Source organism: Pseudomonas putida group bacterium ESBL64 (assembly GCF_045277175.1).
In the GTDB taxonomy this organism is placed as follows: domain Bacteria; phylum Pseudomonadota; class Gammaproteobacteria; order Pseudomonadales; family Pseudomonadaceae; genus Aquipseudomonas; species Aquipseudomonas alloputida.
On sequence record NZ_CP145799.1, the window covers coordinates 1,644,191 to 1,660,290 of the forward strand.

Here is a 16,100-nt window from a genome sequence, read left to right on the forward strand (position 1 = left end):
CGTTGTCAGGCGCTAATCAACCAGATAATGGATCCACAGACAACGTTACGAAAGCACTGCCTATCAATCAGGCGCGACCAACCTCAGCTCATCGTTAGGAAAAATCATATTTTTTATAATTAAATTCAATAGGTTATAAATTTAAAACCAAAGAAACTTGATGTTCGATTAACGAACACAATCGAATTATGGATCCACAAACCATCAAAAACCACCCCTTGACTCACCACCATGACTACGCAATGAACAAATCTTCATGTTCCCCCTCAGCGCCCTGATCATGGGGCGCACAGCCGATGCCAGCCAGCCGGCAGCCGGGACTCGCCTTGAGGGTGCGGTGCGGGTTGCGTAGCATCCGCGACCCGATCGCGCGCGTATTGCCACCCCTCAGGATCGATTCACAGATGCCGCAACCCATCCCGTTAAAGGACCACGAAAAGGAAAAACACCTGGTCAACCGTCGGCTTCTGGCCTGCGCTGCCATGGTGTTCAGCCTGTGTGCTGTTCTGGTGGGCCGGCTCTATGTGCTGCAAGTGCTGCAGCATGACCAACAAACGGCCGTGTCGGAAAACAACCGCGTGCACGTGCTGCCCATCGCCCCCGAACGCGGGCTGATCTACGACCGCAACGGCGTGGTACTGGCCGACAACAAGCCCAGCTTCGACCTGACCATGACTCGCGAGCGGGCCGGCGGCGACTCGGCCAAGGTGCTCGACACCCTGACGCAGGTGCTGGGCCTGACCGAAGACGACCGTAAGCAGTTCGACAAGGACCTGCGCCGCGGCCGCAAACCGTTCGAGCCCGTGACCCTTATGGTGGGCTTGAGCGAGGAGCAGATCGCCCTGGTAGCGGTGAACCAGTTCCGCCTGCCGGGCCTGGAGGTGGAGCCGCAGTTCATCCGCGAGTATCCACTGGCCGGGCATTTCGCGCATTCAGTGGGCTATGTGGGACGCATCAACGAGAAAGAAGCCAAGACGCTCGACAGCACGGAGTACCGCGGCACCCAATCGATTGGCAAAACCGGCATCGAGCGCTTTTACGAAAGCCAGCTGCATGGCCACGTGGGCTACGAAGAGGTCGAGACCAACGCTCAGGGTCGGGTGATGCGCGTGCTCAACCACAAGGACCCGACCCCTGGGCAGGATATAGTCCTCACCCTGGACGCCCATTTGCAGATAGCCGCAGAAAAAGCGCTGGGTGACCGCCGTGGCTCGGTGGTGGTATTGGACCCGGCCAATGGTGACGTACTGGCGATGGTCAGCAACCCCAGCTTCGACCCCAACCTGTTCGTCAAGGGCATCAGCTTCAAGCAGTATGCCGCGCTGCGCGACTCCATCGACCGCCCACTGTTCAACCGCGTCCTGCGCGGCCTGTATGCGCCTGGCTCGACCGTGAAGCCTGAAGTGGCCATCGCTGGCCTCGACAGCGGGGTGATCACCCCTGGCAGCCGGGTGTTCGACCCGGGCTACTACGAACTGCCCAACTATGACCACAAGTACCGCAACTGGAACCGCAGCGGCGACGGCTGGGTGGACATGTACACCGCCATCATGCGCTCCAACGACACCTACTTCTACGACCTGGCGCACAAGCTGGGTATCGACCGCCTGCACGACTACATGGCCGAGTTCGGCCTGGGCCAGAAGGTGTCGCTGGACATGTTCGAGGAAGCCTCCGGGCTGATGCCCTCGGCCGAGTGGAAGCGCGCCACACGACGCCAGGCCTGGTTCCCGGGCGAGACGCTGATCCTTGGCATTGGCCAGGGTTACATGCAGGTCACCCCCCTGCAACTTGCCCAGGCCACCAGCCTGCTGGCAAGCAAGGGCGTGTGGCACCGCCCGCACCTGGCCATGACCGTGGGTGGCGATACGCCGATCGACCCAAACCCCATGCCCGACATCGTGCTGCACGACAAGCATGCCTGGGACCAGGTCAGCCAGGGCATGCAGATGGTCATGCACGACCCGCGCGGCATTGCCCGCGCCGCAGCAGCAGGCGCGCAGTATCGGATCGCCGGCAAGAGTGGTACCGCGCAGGTGGTGGCGATCAAACAGGGTGAGCGTTACAACCGCAACAAGACCCTGGAGCGCCACCGCGACAACGCCCTGTTTGTCGGCTTTGCTCCGGCTGAGCACCCCAGTGTGGTGGTGGCGGTCATGATCGAGAACGGTGAGGCTGGAGGCCGGGTCGCAGGGCCGGTGGTGCGGGAAGTGATGGATGCTTATCTGCTGGATGAGCAAGGGCACCTGAAGCCGGAGTATGCGGGCGGCGCACCCACTCGGGGTGTGCCACACACATGATTTGGCGTAGCCGCTGTGCAGGCGGCTTTAGTCGCGAATGAGTCAGGATGCCGTGCGCGGCATCAGCTCATACGGGTGTTTCCACCCCGGCAGCGCCTGGATACGGGCTTTCCAGGCCTCGATGTGCGTGAACGCTGCCAACGGGATACCGGTGTCTTCTGGCATGAACACATACCCCGCCAACGACAGGTCGGCAATGGTCAACCGGCCACCGACCATGAATGGCGTCTTCGCCAGGTGCGCGTCGACAATACGGTAAGCCGCCGTGGCACGCTCGCGCAGGAACCGCGTGACATCGGTTTCGCCGGTGTTTTTCAGGCAGAACAGGAAGCGCAGCGCAGCGTAATAGCTGGTGAATTTATGGTTGTCGAACAGCATCCAGCGCCAGATCTCACGCTTTTCATCTTCATCACGGGGCCCGAACTGGCCGGTCTGTTCGGCAAGGTATTCCAGAATCAGCGCAGACTGGGTGAAGCGCTTGCCAGCATGCTCCATCACCGGCACCTCGCCCTGCTCGTTCACCTCATCGCGCCAGGTTTGCTCACGCGTCTGGCCATGGAAGAAGTCGACGAACACCGGCTGCCAGTTCTGGCCGGTGAGTTCAAGCATGAGCGCAGCCTTGTAGGCGTTGCCGGATTCGGCGAAGCAATGCAGCCTGTAGTCGGACATGGGCGAACCTTCAGTTTCCTTTGAATGATCGGCAGGGCGCTCTGCGGGTTTGCCCGCGAAGCCCCTCCACCCAAGCAAATCACGCGCGTCCCGACGCGGTCAATCCATGACGCGCTCCGTCGACACCTTGAGAACCGTGCGTTCAGCCATATCGTCAGCGGCAGGTTCACCTTCATCCCCGCCACGCTCCTGCCAGCAGAAGGGAACTACCCGAACGCCTCAACCGTCTTAGACACTGAGTGGTTTATTTCCCTGTGCTTCACGTTACTGGAGAACACGACATGCGCCACCTACTGCTCGCCCCTGCGCTGCTGCTCCTGATGCCTGCCGGTGCTGCCCTGGCCCGCGTCGATGCGGGCGACGTCGCCACCTCGGCCGGTATTTCCGCTTCGCTGTATTCGACCTTCAAGGATGACAAACGGATCATCCCGGCCCGTGACGAACTTTCAGCGTTCGTCGCCAGCGGCGGTGCCATCCGCGGCGCCTATGTGGAGTCGGCGCTTGAACAGGTCCGCAAGGACCATCCTGGGTTGCAGGCCAACGATGAAGAGCTGGCCCGGGCCATCTTGTCGCAAGATGACCCTGTGGCTGACCATTGAGTAAACCTGTACCGGCCCTTTCGCGGCGGTTCGACGCGAGAGGGCCGGTACAGGGCCGCTTCACCCCCAGCCATCCATACGCATGGTCGCCCTGACCAGGCGCTGTTCTTCCTGCTCGATCTCCCGCAAACTGTCGCGTATGCCGTTGATATGCTCACGCGCCGCCCGCTGCGCCTGCTCGGGCAGTTGCTCCATGACTGCGCGGTACAACCGCGCATGCTGCCGATCAATCTGGCGTTTCTGCGCTGGCCGGCAGTACAAGTTGTTGACCGACGCAAACACCGTGCTCAACGTCAGGTCACTGAGCGATTGCAGGGTATGCACCAGCACTGGGTTATGCGACGCCTCACTGATCGCCCGGTGAAAGGCATGGTCACGGCGGGCATGCTCACGGGCATCGAGCGCCTGCGCAGCCTCGTGCGCAGCCAGCATTTCTTCGTAGCGCCGGCGGATCAGCAGGCGGTCGACGTCGGTAGCCCGCAACGCTGCCAGCCGCGCCGACTCAGCCTCCAGCAACGCCCTGACCTCCAGCAGGTCGAACAGCGTGCGCGGTTGCGAACTGAACAGGTGCATCAAAGGCGTAGCACCCGCCTGCCCGGTGAGATCGGCGACGAACGAACCCCGCCCCTGTTCGGTGTCGATGATGCCGCGCCCACGCAGAATGCGCAGGCCCTCGCGCAAGGCCGAACGTGAACAGCCAAGCTTTTCCACCAGCCGCCGCTCCGATGGCAGCGCCTGGCCCACCTTGAGCACGCCTTCGACGATAAGCCGCTCGACCCGTTCGGCCACCTGGTCGGCGACCTTGGCCTTGCCTTCAGTACCCACTGCGCACACCCCTGCTGGTAGGACCACTTTGACTTATAGCACCAATCTAGCCAGACAGAACCGTGAATAAACAGTACTGCCCGAAGAAACTGGTAGGACCAGTCAACATCTCGCTCGACCCCAAACGCTAGCACGCGCACGCTGCATCGGTGACCGCTTCGCCAACAACAACAAAAACCGTTGCGAGTGAGCCAATGAATATCCTGTACGACGAACGCGTCGATGGCGCGCTGCCCAACGTGGACCTGGCCGCCCTGTTGCAGGCGCTGCGCGATGCCCTGCCGGACCTTGAAATCCTGCACCGCGATGAAGACCTCAAACCGTACGAATGCGACGGCCTGTCGGCCTACCGCACCGTGCCACTGCTGGTGGCGCTGCCCGAGCGCCTGGAGCAGGTGCAGACGCTGTTGAAGCTTTGCCACCAGCGCGGCGTACCGGTGGTTGCGCGTGGCGCCGGTACCGGCCTGTCTGGCGGTGCCCTGCCGCTGGCCAAGGGCATCCTGCTGGTGATGGCACGCTTCAACCGTATCCTCGAGGTCAACCCGCAGGGGCGTTACGCCCGCGTGCAACCGGGTGTACGCAACCTGGCCATCTCCCAGGCCGCCGCACCCCATGGTATGTACTACGCACCCGACCCTTCCTCGCAAATTGCCTGCTCAATCGGTGGCAATGTCGCCGAAAACGCCGGTGGCGTGCACTGCCTCAAGTACGGCCTGACCGTACACAATGTGCTCAAGGTGGACATCCTTACGGTCGAGGGCGAACGCCTGAGCCTCGGCAGCGATGCCTTGGACAGCCCCGGCTTCGACCTGCTGGCATTGTTCACCGGCTCCGAAGGCATGCTCGGTATCGTCACCGAAGTCACCGTCAAGCTGCTGCCCAAGCCCCAGGTGGCGCGGGTGATACTGGCCAGTTTCGACAGCGTCGAGGACGCCGGCCGGGCAGTCGCCGACATCATCGCTGCCGGCATCATTCCCGGCGGCCTGGAGATGATGGACAACCTGGCGATCCGCGCCGCTGAAGACTTCATCCATGCCGGCTACCCGGTGGACGCGGCGGCGATCCTGCTGTGCGAACTGGATGGCGTGGAAGCCGATGTTCACGACGACTGCGCGCGCGTCGCCGCCGTGCTGACGCAAGCCGGGGCCCGCGAGGTGCGCCTGGCCTGCGACGAAGCCGAGCGCGTTCGCTTCTGGGCCGGGCGCAAGAACGCCTTCCCGGCCGTGGGGCGCATCTCCCCGGACTACTACTGCATGGACGGCACCATCCCGCGCCGCGAGTTACCACGGGTGCTCAAGGGCATCAGCGACCTGTCCGCGGAGTACGGCCTGCGGGTGGCCAATGTGTTCCATGCCGGCGACGGCAACATGCACCCTTTGATCCTGTTCGATGCCAACCTGCCCGGCGAGCTGGCGCGTGCCGAAGCGATCGGCGGCAAGATTCTGGAACTGTGTGTGAAGGTGGGCGGCAGCATCACCGGTGAACACGGCGTGGGGCGCGAGAAGATCAACCAGATGTGCGCGCAGTTCAACAGCGACGAAATTACCCTGTTCCACGCGGTGAAGGCCGCCTTCGACCCCCAGGGCCTGCTCAACCCCGGCAAGAACATTCCCACCCTGCACCGCTGCGCCGAATTCGGCGCCCTGCACGTGCACCAAGGGCAACTGCCCTTCCCCGAGCTGGAGCGCTTCTGATGAGCATGGAGCGCGACATGAGCCAGACGCTGTTGGAGCAGGTCAACCAGGCGCTGAACGAAGGTACGCCGCTGCGTATCCAGGGCAGCAACAGCAAAGCGATGCTCGGCAACCCGGTGGCCGGCGAAGTACTCGACACCCGCAACCACCGCGGCATTGTCAGCTACGACCCCACCGAGCTGGTACTCACGGCCCGCGCCGGTACCCCCCTGCGCGAGATCGAGGCCGCCCTGCACGAGGCCGGCCAGATGCTGCCCTGCGAACCACCCCACCTGGGCCCCGAGGCCACCTTGGGCGGCATGGTCGCGGCCGGGTTGTCTGGCCCGCGACGGCCGTGGGCCGGGTCGGTGCGCGACTTTGTACTGGGTACACGGGTGATCACCGGCCACGGCAAGCTGCTGCGCTTTGGTGGCGAGGTGATGAAGAACGTCGCCGGCTACGATGTGTCACGCCTGATGGCGGGCAGCTTCGGATGCCTGGGGCTGCTGACCGAGGTTTCTTTGAAAGTGCTGCCACGGCCGCGCCTGTGCCTGAGCCTGCGCCTGCCGATGGGCCGCAATGAAGCGCTGGCCGAGCTGGCCGAATGGGGCCAGCAACCGCTACCGATCAGCGCCGCCTGCCATGACGGCGAAACGTTGTACCTGCGCCTGGAAGGCGGCGAAGGGTCGGTGCAATCGGCACGCCAGCGGTTGGGGGGCGAAACGCTCGATAACCGCTTCTGGAGCGACCTGCGCGAGCAGCGCCTGGCGTTCTTTGCCGACGCCGCCCCCCTGTGGCGCCTGTCCGTACCCACCGTCACCGGCGAGCTGGACCTGCCCGGCCAGCAACTGATCGACTGGGGGGGTGCCCAGCGCTGGCTCAAGACCTGCGCACCGGCGCAGGCCATTCGCGACCAGGTCGCCAGGGTGGGCGGCCACGCCACCTGCTACGCCCCCGGTGCAGCCAGCAGCCCGCCGCTGCCGGTTGCACTGATGCGCTATCACCGCGCCCTCAAGCAGCAGCTCGATCCCCAGGGGGTGTTCAACCCTGGTCGCCTGTACCCGGACCTGTGAGGCCAGCCCATGCAAACCAACCTTAGCGAAACCTCGCGCCGCCTGGCCCGCGCCGACGAAGCCGAGCGCATTCTGCGCACCTGCGTACATTGCGGCTTCTGCACCGCCACCTGCCCCACTTACCAGTTGCTGGGCGACGAACTCGACGGCCCTCGCGGGCGCATCTACCTGATCAAGCAGATGCTCGAAGGCGAGCCGGTCACCGCCAGCACCCAATTGCACCTGGACCGCTGCCTGACCTGCCGCAACTGCGAAACCACCTGCCCATCGGGGGTGAAGTACCACGACCTGCTGGACATCGGCCGCGCAGTGGTCGAGCAGCAGGTGCCACGCCCACTCGGCCAGCGCCTGTTGCGCCTGGGCCTGCGTGCGGTGGTGCCGCGCCCGGCACTGTTCAAGGCCCTGACCCGCAGCGGCCAGGCGCTGCGCCCGCTGCTACCGGCCTCACTCAAACGCAAGTTGCCGGCGCAGGTCACCACACCCGGCCAGCGTCCGGCAGTGCGCCATGCGCGCCGGGTACTGATGCTGGAAGGTTGCGTGCAGCCAGCCCTGTCACCCAATACCAATGCCGCGGCTGCGCGGCTGCTCGACCGCCTGGGCATCAGTGTGCAACCCATCCTGCAGGCCGGATGCTGTGGCGCGGTGGACTATCACCTGAATGCCCAGGAGCAAGGCCTGCAGCGGGCGCGGCGCAATATCGACGCCTGGTGGCCCGCCATCGAAGCGGGTGCCGAGGCTATCGTGCAGACCGCCAGCGGCTGCGGCGCGTTTGTCCGCGACTATGGCCACCTGCTGGAGAAAGACCCCCATTACGCTGCCAAGGCCGCACGGGTCAGTGCACTTTCCCGCGATCTGGTGGAAATCCTGCGCGATGAGCCGATCGAACAATTGGCCCTGTGCGCCGAACAGCGCCTGGCCTTCCACTGCCCATGCACCCTGCAGCACGCACTGAAGCTGGGCGGCGCGGTAGAGGCGTTGCTGACACGGCTTGGCTTTACCCTGACCTCGGTGCCCGATGGCCACCTGTGCTGCGGCTCGGCAGGCACCTATTCGCTGACCCAACCTGAACTGTCACTGCAACTTCGCGACAATCGTCTGAATGCGCTGGAAAGCGGTAAACCGCACCTCATTGCCACAGCCAACATAGGCTGCCAGGCCCACCTCGACGGAGCTGGACGCACGCCCGTGCGCCACTGGATCGAAATCGTCGAAGCCGCCTTGAACCCGGAGCCCGCCCATGCTTAGCAAGTTCGTTATCGGCCAGACCGAAATCGCCCGCGTACTGACCGCCGCCCGCCAGGAAGCCCAGGCCCGCCAATGGAGCGTGACCATCGCCGTGGTCGACGACGGCGGCCACCCACTGGCCCTGGAACGCCTGGACGGCTGCGCACCGGCCAGTGCCTACATCGCGATGGAAAAGGCCCGCACCGCCGCACTGGGGCGCAAAGAGACACGGGATTATGAAGACATGGTCAATGGCGGCCGCACGGCCTTCGTGACCGCCCCCCTGCTGACCAGCCTTGAAGGTGGCGTGCCGCTGCGGGTGGAAGGCCAGGTGGTGGGCGCCATTGGTGTATCCGGCGTCAAATCCGAACAGGATGCCCAGGTGGCCAAGGCGGGGGCTGCTGCCTTGTAGACCCTGGGGTTCGACCACCGCCCAGCATCTTAAGACGTTTCCTACGCCGCCCTCAGAAGCGCCCTACTTGCTGCCTCTGCCCACAGAAAACATGATCGGCACTGGAGGACGCAAGGTCGCGCCCCAGAGGAGGCTCCGCATGCACCCGTACGCCCGCCCCATCGCCGAACTGCGCAGCAGCCTGCGCGAAATGCTGGCCCATGACATGACCAACCCCGACAACGACCCGCACTTGTCGGGGGTCATGTTCTTCTGCGCCACCGATGAACATTCCCGGCAACTGATCGAACGCATCGAGTTGCTGGCCAGCGAGGTGTTCTTCGACGCGAACGGGCGGGCCATTTCAGAGCATATGAAAGCTTCGGCGGTTGAAGGCGTGCGCATCAAGCGCAACCGCAACGCGCCGGAGGATGAAACCGTGATACGCATTGCCCTGGCAGAAAAAGGCTATATCACTGTCAGCACCGCCCGGCTCTGAGCGGTTTGCTTGGCATCATCGTAGCCTGTGACAAGCACCTGAGTCGCAGCCGATCCGCTATCCTGAGCAATCCTCCGCTCCGGACCCGCCCATGGAACTGCACATTCGCCTGGAGGGCCGCAAAGGCCTGGCCGATCAGCTTTACCAGCAACTGCGCGACGGTATCGACAGCGGCCACCTGGCCGCCGGTACCCAACTGCCGCCCACCCGTCTGCTGGCTGAACAACTGGGCGTATCGCGCAAGACAGTGGCCGAGGCCTATTCGCGGCTGACCTACGATAACCTGCTCAGCGGCGTGGTCGGCCGTGGCACGTTCGTCACCCCACGCCATCCGCTGCGCAGTAACGAATCAGCCACCATACCCCTGGCCGGCGCCGCCTCCCTCGAGCGCTGGCAGCAGCGCGCCACCGTGCTCAGCCAACGCCAGGTGCAGGCGCCATCGCGCTATGACTTCGTCGGTGGTGCTTCGAGCAAGGCACAGTTCCCCTTCGACCAGTGGCGCAGTTGCCTGAACTACGCACTGCGCCGTAGCCAGCGCCACCCCGAGCGACAATTCCCGGCCCAGGGCTTGCCGGAACTGCGCGAAGCCATTGCCCACCACATCGCCTACTCGCGCGGGGTGCACTGCAGCGCAGCCGACCTGCTGGTGTGCAACGGCGCCCAGCAGGCGCTGGACCTGATCGCCCGGGTGCTGGTCGAACCGGGCTGCCAGGTGGCCATGGAAGATCCTGGCTACCCGCCGGCACGGCAATTGTTCCTGGCCCTGGGGGCACGCCTGCAATCGGTGCCGGTGGACGATGAGGGCCTGTGCGTGGAACAGATCGCCGATGGCACCCGGCTGATCTACGTCACACCCTCGCACCAGTTCCCGCTGGGCATGCCGATGAGCGAGCCACGCCGGCATGCCCTGCTTGCGCGGGCCGCCGAGCTGGGTGCACTGATCATCGAAGACGACTACGACTGTGAGTTCCGCTACCACGGGCCAGCCTCGGACGCGCTGCAGCGTCTGGACCGGCATGGGCTGGTCGCCTATGTCGGGACCTTCTCCAAGACTTTGCTGCCCGAGCTGCGCCTGGGCTATGCCGTATTACCACCTGCCGTACTGCAGGCCGCTTGCGTGGCCAAGCACCTGAGCGATTGGCACAGCCCGACCCTGCTGCAGTGGGCGCTGGCGCGCTTCCTTGGCGAAGGCCACCTGAACAAGCACATCCGCCGCTGCCACGAGGTCTACAGTGCACGCCGCGAGCGCATCCTGGCGCGCCTTGGCGGCGATCTGGCACCGTGGTTCAGCGCCATCCCCGCCAGCGCAGGCTTCCACCTCAGTGCCTTGGCTACGCCCGCAGTGGATGTGGAACTGTTGGCCAACCTCGCGCGCAAGGTAGAGGTCGGCCTGTATTCACTGGCACCCTTCTTCAGCGAGGCGCCGGTCCGCCCGGGGTTATTGATGGGCTTCGGCGCCATCGAACTGCTGGATATCGACCCGGCGCTGGACCGGGTACGCGATACCCTGCAACGCCTCAGTTGACCGGTGCGGCCTTGCCGGTTGCGGCCGGCCGGGCGATAGCCGTCGCATAGCCGCGCGGGTTGAAGCACGCCGTCACCAGCAGCATTGCCATCACGGTCACGGTCAACAGCGTCCACGAAGCCTGGAAGTCGCCACTGACATCCCGCAGCCAACCCGTGATATACGGCACGATGCCGGTGATGATAAAGCCGATACCCTGTACGAACGCCGCCAGGCTGCCGGCCTCGGCAGGCGTTTTCAGGTGTTCCAGGGTCAACGTCAGGCACTGGCTGAAGCAGGCACCCAAGCCAAAGCCGATCATGGCGACCCAAAGCCCGGAAGCCGCCGCAGGTGCCAGCAAAAGACCCAGAAAGCCCGCCAGCTGGATCGCCAGCGCCAGCCACAAACCCGGGCGCCTGTCGGCCCAACGTCGCAGCAGCAGCGGCAGGCCAAGCGCACCGAGCACCTGAAAGACGGTCATCAGGCCCACCAGGTCGGCACCGCCCTGAGCGGTGCCGCCGTGCTCGATGTGGTAAGCCGGCAACCAGGCCACCATGCTGGTGTAGCCGCCGTTGATCAGGCCGAAGTACAGGGCCAGCAACCACGCCCGGCGGGTGCCGAACCAGTGCCCGCCTGCGGCCCCAGACAGCTTTGGCGCCTCCTGCCTTGGCCGCAGCACGGCCCAGGCCAGCACCGCCAGCACGGCCGGGATCGCCCAAACGCCCAGGCCCGCCTGCCAGTAACCGAAATGGCCGCTGATGTGTGGACCGAGTACTGCCGCCAAGCCGCCGCCGCTCATCAGCGCCGCCGAGTACAGCCCCATCGCCCCGGCCAGACGGCCAGGGAACCAGCGGTTGACCAGCCCCGGCATCATGCCCTGCACCACCGCCACGCCCAGGCCGGCGACCAGCGCACTGGCGATCAGCGCCCAGGCACTGTCCAGTTGCAGGCGCCACAGGCAGGCCAAGGCAATGGCGGTCAGGCCCCCAAGCATGCCGCCGTGCTCGCTGACCCAGCGTCGCAGCCACGGTTGCAACAGGGGCACCAGGCCCATGCACAGCACCGGTAGCGCCGTCAGCAAGGCGGCCTGCTGGTAACCCAGGCCGGTGCTGGCGCGCATCGGTTCGAGTAACGGGCCGATACTGGTCAGGATCGGCCGCAGGTTCAACGCCAGCAGGATCACCAGCAACAGGTTCAGTACAGCGCTCATTGTGAGTCGGTTCTCTTTTAGCAGGAGCTGGCCATTATCCCGGCTCGGCTGGCTTGGCAGAAATGAAGAGATTGGATGCAGGTCAGTGGCCACCTGAATGGACGATTGGCCTCCCGCTTATGCGCAAAATTGGCTATCGGGGTGGCCAATGAGCGGCGCTACAGTAGCGCCATATCCACCCCCACACGCCTGGAGACTGACATGCACAACCGTATCGAATGGGCCAAACACGCGCCGCAAGCCTACAAAGCCATGGTCGGCCTGGAGCAGGCGCTGGCTAACAGCGGCCTTGAAAACTCGCTGCTGGAGCTGATACGCCTGCGCGCTTCGCAGATCAACGGCTGCGCCTACTGCGTCAACCTGCATGCCAACGATGCGCGCAAGGCCGGTGAGACCGAAGCACGCCTGCAGACCTTGTGCGTGTGGCAGGACACCAGCTACTTCACGCCGCGTGAACGTGCTGCGCTGGCCTGGGTCGAGAGCCTGACCCGCTTGCCAGAACAGGGTGCGCCGCAGGGCCAATATGAAGCCCTGCAGGAACACTTCGAGCCGGCCGAGGTGGCCAACCTGACCTTGGCAATTGCCACCATCAATGCCTGGAACCGGTTCGGCGTCGGCTTTGCCATGGTGCCGGCCTGATCCTTTCGGGTGGCCTGTGCAGGCCTATTCGCGGGCAAGCCCGCTCCTACAATTCTGTGCAATGCCCTGTAGGAGCGGGTTTACCCGCGAACACCGGCAGAGCCGGTGCCATCCACCGCGTTGGTTTCTTCGCGGGCAAGCCCGGTCCTACAATTCTGGGCGTGCCCTGTAGGAGCGGGTTTACCCGCGAACACCGGCAGAGCCGGTGCCATCCACCGCGTTTGTTTCTTCGCGGGCAAGCCCGCTCCCACAGGTAGAACGCAGGCCGGCCAGCCGCGCCCGGTAGCTTCCTGGGCTCTGCCCGGTCCACTTCTTGAACGCCCGGTGGAAGGCACTCGGTTCCTGAAACCCCGCCTGCTCGGCAATTTCGGCAATGCTCAACGCGCCTTCGCGCAGCCGCTCGAAGGCCATGGCCCGGCGCACTTCATCCTTGATCTGCTGGTACGAACGCCCCTCCCGCTCCAACTGCCGGCGAAAGGTACTGGCACTGACCCCCTGCTGCTGCGCCAGCGCGGCCAATGTCGGCCACTGTCCATAGCGCAATGCCCGCAGGTGCCGATACACCTCAGCCACCAGCCCGTTCTGATTGCGAAAGCGGATCACCAGGCCCTGTGGCGCACTGCGCAGGAAGGTCTGCAAAGCCGCCCGGTCCTGCACCACCGGCAGGCGCAGGTAAGCGCTGTCGAACTCCACCTCGGTGCGTCCGCTGCCCAGGCGCAGGTCCGGCCCCCACAGCAGCAAGTCGTCCTCCTGGGCCGGGCGCGACACCGCGAGCTCCGTGCGGTCGATGGCAATCCGCCGCCCGGCCAGCCAGCACAGCATGCCGATCATCAGCACCAGGTAGGTTTCCTCGGCATAGACCCGGGTCAATGGGTCGGCAATGTTCGACTGCACGCTGATCAGCGCCCGCCCGCCACGTACCGTCAGGCTGCCACGCAGGTCACGCAGGAACAGGCCGAAGCCCCCCATGCACTGGCGCAAGGCCTTTTCCAGGTTCGGCTCGAGGATCAAACCCCGGCAGATCAGGGCAAAACTGCCCAGCGGCATGCCGTGGCTGTCGAGGCCAAAGAACTCATCGTCCAGGCGCTGGATCAACGCCAGCCACAGCTGGGCGAACGCCTTGGCCGGCACCCGCGCCTGAGGCTGATCCAGCAGCTGCGGGGCAATGCCCACCGCACGCAGCTGGGCATCACGCTCGGCGGGCGTGTCGCGCAGGGCGTGGAGCATGGCGTTGAGGAAGTACACGGCGACTGAATCGCTTTCGCGCATGGCGGTTTTCGCTGTCTATGCTGAGTGGCAAAAAGTGCCAGGTTGTTTGAACAGATCCGGCATAGGCGGCAACAGAGCCTTTGCCTAGACTCGATCCCACTCCGGGGCCGCCCACCATTCTCGCAGAGCCTGGCCCGGTCCCGCCACGCCTTCGCAATCGGAGCCCTCATGAGCAGCGCAGAAATCTACGTCGTCAGTGCCGTCCGTTCAGCCATTGGTGGCTTCGGCGGTTCCCTCAAGGACCTGCCACTGGCCGACCTGGCCAGCGCCGTGACCCGCGCCGCCATCGAGCGTTCGGGCCTGGCCGCCGAGCAAGTCGGCCACCTGGTGATGGGCACGGTGATCCCCACCGAACCGCGTGACGCCTACCTGGCACGGGTAGCGGCAATGAACGCTGGCATCCCCAAGGAAACGCCGGCATTCAACGTCAACCGCCTGTGCGGGTCTGGCCTGCAGGCTATTGTCTCTGCGGCCCAGGGCCTGTTGCTGGGCGACACCGATGTGGCCGTCGCAGCCGGCGCCGAATCCATGAGCCGTGGCCCTTACCTGCTGCCACAGGCGCGCTGGGGTGCACGCATGGGTGACCTGCAAGGCATCGACTATACCGTCGGCGTGCTACAGGACCCGTTCCAGCACTTCCACATGGGCATCACCGCCGAGAACGTTTCGGCCAAGCACGGCATTACCCGCGAAATGCAGGACGAACTGGCCTTGACCAGCCAGCGCCGCGCCGCGCGTGCCATTGCCGAGGGCCGCTTCGCCAGCCAGATCGTTGCGCTGGAGCTGAAAACCCGCAAAGGCAGCGTGCAGTTCAGTGTCGACGAGCATGTGCGTGCTGATGTGACCGCCGAACAACTGGCCGGTATGAAGCCGGTATTCAAGAAAGACGGCACCGTCACCGCCGGCAACGCCAGCGGTATCAACGATGGCGCCGCCGGCCTGGTGTTGGCCACCGGTGACGCAGTGCGCCGCCTGGGCCTGAAACCGTTGGCACGCCTGGTGGGCTATGCCCACGCCGGGGTGGAGCCCGAGCTGATGGGCCTGGGGCCGATTCCGGCCACCCGCAAAGTGCTGGAAAAAACCGGCCTGAACCTACAAGACCTGGATGTGATCGAGTCCAACGAGGCCTTCGCTGCCCAGGCCTGCGCCGTGGCCCGCGAGCTGGGCTTCGACCCGGAAAAGGTCAACCCCAACGGTTCGGGCATTTCCCTGGGCCACCCGGTGGGTGCCACCGGTGCGATCATCGCCACCAAGGCCATCCATGAGCTGCAGCGCATCCAGGGCCGCTACGCCCTGGCCACGATGTGTATCGGCGGTGGCCAAGGCATCGCCGTCGTGTTCGAGCGCGTCTGAGGGAGACTGACACATGAGCATTGAACAGATCGCCGTGATCGGCGCGGGCACCATGGGCAACGGCATTGCCCAGGTGTGCGCCATTGCCGGCTACCAGGTGCTGCTGGTGGATGTTTCCGACGCAGCGCTCGAGCGCGGCGTGGCCACCTTGAGCAAGAACCTCGAGCGCCAGGTCAGCAAAGGCACCCTCGATGCCGACAAGGCCGCAGCCGCCAAAGCACGCATTCGCACCAGCACCGACTACACCCAGCTCAGCGCTGCACACCTGGTGATCGAAGCGGCGACCGAGAACCTGCAGCTCAAGCAGCGCATCCTGCAGCAGGTGGCAGCCAACGTTGCCGCCGACTGCCTGATCGCCACCAACACCTCGTCGCTGTCGGTGACTCAACTGGCCGCCAGCATCGAGCACCCCGAGCGCTTCATTGGTGTGCACTTCTTCAACCCAGTACCGATGATGGCGCTGGTCGAAATCATTCGTGGCCTGCAGACCAGCGACAACACCTACGCCCAGGCGCTGGTGGTGACCGAAAAAGTCGGCAAGACCCCGATCACCGCCGGCAACCGTCCGGGCTTCGTGGTCAACCGCATCCTGGTGCCAATGATCAACGAGGCGATCTTCGTGCGCCAGGAAGGCCTGGCCAGTGCCGAGGACATCGACACCGGCATGCGCCTGGGCTGCAACCAGCCGATCGGCCCGCTGGCGTTGGCCGACCTGATCGGCCTGGACACCCTGCTGGCGATCATGGAGGCCTTCCATGAAGGCTTCAACGACAGCAAGTACCGCCCTGCTCCGCTGCTCAAGGAAATGGTCGCGGCCGGCTGGCTGGGGCGCAAGAGCGGTCGCGGTTTCTTCACCTACTGAGGACCAAGCG

15 protein-coding genes are annotated in these 16,100 nt (G+C 64.7%); 11 read left to right on the top strand and 4 right to left on the bottom strand.

Features of this window, described 5'->3' with window-relative positions:
• Positions 1–404: 404 nt before the first annotated feature.
• Positions 405–2,300, top strand: a complete 1,896-nt coding sequence (mrdA, locus tag V6093_RS07390) for a penicillin-binding protein 2 (protein WP_010954574.1) — start codon at positions 405–407, stop codon at positions 2,298–2,300.
• A 42-nt stretch (positions 2,301–2,342) separates the two neighbouring features.
• Here the strand turns inward: mrdA and V6093_RS07395 are convergent, their stop codons facing one another.
• A complete protein-coding gene (locus tag V6093_RS07395) occupies positions 2,343–2,969 on the bottom strand; it encodes a glutathione S-transferase family protein (RefSeq protein WP_012051960.1) in 627 nt (208 codons plus the stop codon).
• Positions 2,970–3,250: 281 nt separating this feature from the next.
• Between V6093_RS07395 and V6093_RS07400 the strand changes: the two genes are divergently transcribed.
• Complete coding sequence (locus V6093_RS07400; RefSeq protein ID WP_004576019.1) at positions 3,251–3,568, top strand: DUF2388 domain-containing protein; 318 nt, start codon at positions 3,251–3,253, stop codon at positions 3,566–3,568.
• 60 nt (positions 3,569–3,628) lie between these two features.
• Here the strand turns inward: V6093_RS07400 and glcC are convergent, their stop codons facing one another.
• Positions 3,629–4,393 (bottom strand): transcriptional regulator GlcC, encoded by a 765-nt coding sequence (gene glcC / locus V6093_RS07405; protein ID WP_003256156.1) that lies wholly within the window; start codon positions 4,391–4,393, stop codon positions 3,629–3,631.
• Positions 4,394–4,587: 194 nt separating this feature from the next.
• On the opposite strand from glcC, the gene glcD reads away from it, so the two are divergent.
• From glcD to V6093_RS07435, 6 genes are all read left to right on the top strand, one after another.
• Positions 4,588–6,087 carry a glycolate oxidase subunit GlcD gene (glcD, locus tag V6093_RS07410; protein ID WP_003256158.1) on the top strand — a complete coding sequence of 500 codons (1,500 nt, stop codon included), beginning with the start codon at positions 4,588–4,590 and terminating at the stop codon, positions 6,085–6,087.
• Entirely contained in the window at positions 6,087–7,139 is a 1,053-nt protein-coding gene (gene glcE / locus V6093_RS07415) for a glycolate oxidase subunit GlcE (protein WP_014859094.1), read from the top strand. The genes glcD and glcE overlap by 1 nt, the downstream gene beginning before the upstream one ends.
• Before the next feature lie 9 nt (positions 7,140–7,148).
• Positions 7,149–8,384, top strand: a complete 1,236-nt coding sequence (glcF, locus tag V6093_RS07420; RefSeq protein WP_014859095.1) for a glycolate oxidase subunit GlcF — start codon at positions 7,149–7,151, stop codon at positions 8,382–8,384.
• A complete protein-coding gene (locus V6093_RS07425; protein WP_012051956.1) occupies positions 8,377–8,775 on the top strand; it encodes a heme-binding protein in 399 nt (132 codons plus the stop codon). Before glcF ends, V6093_RS07425 begins: the two co-directional genes overlap by 8 nt.
• A gap of 139 nt (positions 8,776–8,914) precedes the next feature.
• Complete coding sequence (locus tag V6093_RS07430; RefSeq protein WP_004576022.1) at positions 8,915–9,253, top strand: hypothetical protein; 339 nt, start codon at positions 8,915–8,917, stop codon at positions 9,251–9,253.
• 91 nt (positions 9,254–9,344) lie between these two features.
• On the top strand, positions 9,345–10,778 hold the full coding sequence (locus tag V6093_RS07435) for a PLP-dependent aminotransferase family protein (protein WP_014756217.1): 1,434 nt from the start codon (positions 9,345–9,347) through the stop codon (positions 10,776–10,778).
• Here the strand turns inward: V6093_RS07435 and V6093_RS07440 are convergent.
• Positions 10,771–11,967 (bottom strand): CynX/NimT family MFS transporter, encoded by a 1,197-nt coding sequence (locus V6093_RS07440; protein ID WP_047603081.1) that lies wholly within the window; start codon positions 11,965–11,967, stop codon positions 10,771–10,773. The two genes, V6093_RS07435 and V6093_RS07440, sit on opposite strands and share 8 nt — an antisense overlap.
• A gap of 201 nt (positions 11,968–12,168) precedes the next feature.
• Here V6093_RS07440 and V6093_RS07445 point away from each other — a divergent pair, with 201 nt between their 5' ends.
• Positions 12,169–12,606 (top strand): carboxymuconolactone decarboxylase family protein, encoded by a 438-nt coding sequence (locus V6093_RS07445; protein ID WP_047603082.1) that lies wholly within the window; start codon positions 12,169–12,171, stop codon positions 12,604–12,606.
• A gap of 180 nt (positions 12,607–12,786) precedes the next feature.
• On the opposite strand, the gene V6093_RS07450 is transcribed toward V6093_RS07445, so the two are convergent.
• The gene (locus V6093_RS07450) at positions 12,787–13,875 is read right to left on the bottom strand and encodes an AraC family transcriptional regulator (RefSeq protein WP_003256171.1); all 1,089 of its coding nucleotides are present in this window, start codon (positions 13,873–13,875) and stop codon (positions 12,787–12,789) included.
• 168 nt (positions 13,876–14,043) lie between these two features.
• Here V6093_RS07450 and V6093_RS07455 point away from each other — a divergent pair, with 168 nt between their 5' ends.
• On the top strand, positions 14,044–15,228 hold the full coding sequence (locus V6093_RS07455) for an acetyl-CoA C-acyltransferase family protein (protein WP_003256172.1): 1,185 nt from the start codon (positions 14,044–14,046) through the stop codon (positions 15,226–15,228).
• Between the two features lie 13 nt (positions 15,229–15,241).
• Positions 15,242–16,090 carry a 3-hydroxybutyryl-CoA dehydrogenase gene (locus tag V6093_RS07460; protein ID WP_003256174.1) on the top strand — a complete coding sequence of 283 codons (849 nt, stop codon included), beginning with the start codon at positions 15,242–15,244 and terminating at the stop codon, positions 16,088–16,090.
• The last annotated feature ends 10 nt before the right edge of the window (positions 16,091–16,100 follow it).

What these genes read in the sequence shown, in the direction of transcription:
- V6093_RS07395 (WP_012051960.1), bottom strand. Translation starts at nt 2,969, where the DNA reads ATGTCCGACTACAGGCTGCATTGCTTCGCCGAATCCGGCAACGCCTAC.
- V6093_RS07455 (WP_003256172.1), top strand. Translation starts at nt 14,044, where the DNA reads ATGAGCAGCGCAGAAATCTACGTCGTCAGTGCCGTCCGTTCAGCCATT.
- V6093_RS07430 (WP_004576022.1), top strand. Translation starts at nt 8,915, where the DNA reads ATGCACCCGTACGCCCGCCCCATCGCCGAACTGCGCAGCAGCCTGCGC.
- V6093_RS07425 (WP_012051956.1), top strand. Translation starts at nt 8,377, where the DNA reads ATGCTTAGCAAGTTCGTTATCGGCCAGACCGAAATCGCCCGCGTACTG.
- V6093_RS07450 (WP_003256171.1), bottom strand. Translation starts at nt 13,875, where the DNA reads ATGCGCGAAAGCGATTCAGTCGCCGTGTACTTCCTCAACGCCATGCTC.
- V6093_RS07440 (WP_047603081.1), bottom strand. Translation starts at nt 11,967, where the DNA reads ATGAGCGCTGTACTGAACCTGTTGCTGGTGATCCTGCTGGCGTTGAAC.
- V6093_RS07445 (WP_047603082.1), top strand. Translation starts at nt 12,169, where the DNA reads ATGCACAACCGTATCGAATGGGCCAAACACGCGCCGCAAGCCTACAAA.
- glcE (WP_014859094.1), top strand. Translation starts at nt 6,087, where the DNA reads ATGAGCATGGAGCGCGACATGAGCCAGACGCTGTTGGAGCAGGTCAAC.
- mrdA (WP_010954574.1), top strand. Translation starts at nt 405, where the DNA reads ATGCCGCAACCCATCCCGTTAAAGGACCACGAAAAGGAAAAACACCTG.
- V6093_RS07435 (WP_014756217.1), top strand. Translation starts at nt 9,345, where the DNA reads ATGGAACTGCACATTCGCCTGGAGGGCCGCAAAGGCCTGGCCGATCAG.
- glcD (WP_003256158.1), top strand. Translation starts at nt 4,588, where the DNA reads ATGAATATCCTGTACGACGAACGCGTCGATGGCGCGCTGCCCAACGTG.
- V6093_RS07400 (WP_004576019.1), top strand. Translation starts at nt 3,251, where the DNA reads ATGCGCCACCTACTGCTCGCCCCTGCGCTGCTGCTCCTGATGCCTGCC.
- glcF (WP_014859095.1), top strand. Translation starts at nt 7,149, where the DNA reads ATGCAAACCAACCTTAGCGAAACCTCGCGCCGCCTGGCCCGCGCCGAC.
- V6093_RS07460 (WP_003256174.1), top strand. Translation starts at nt 15,242, where the DNA reads ATGAGCATTGAACAGATCGCCGTGATCGGCGCGGGCACCATGGGCAAC.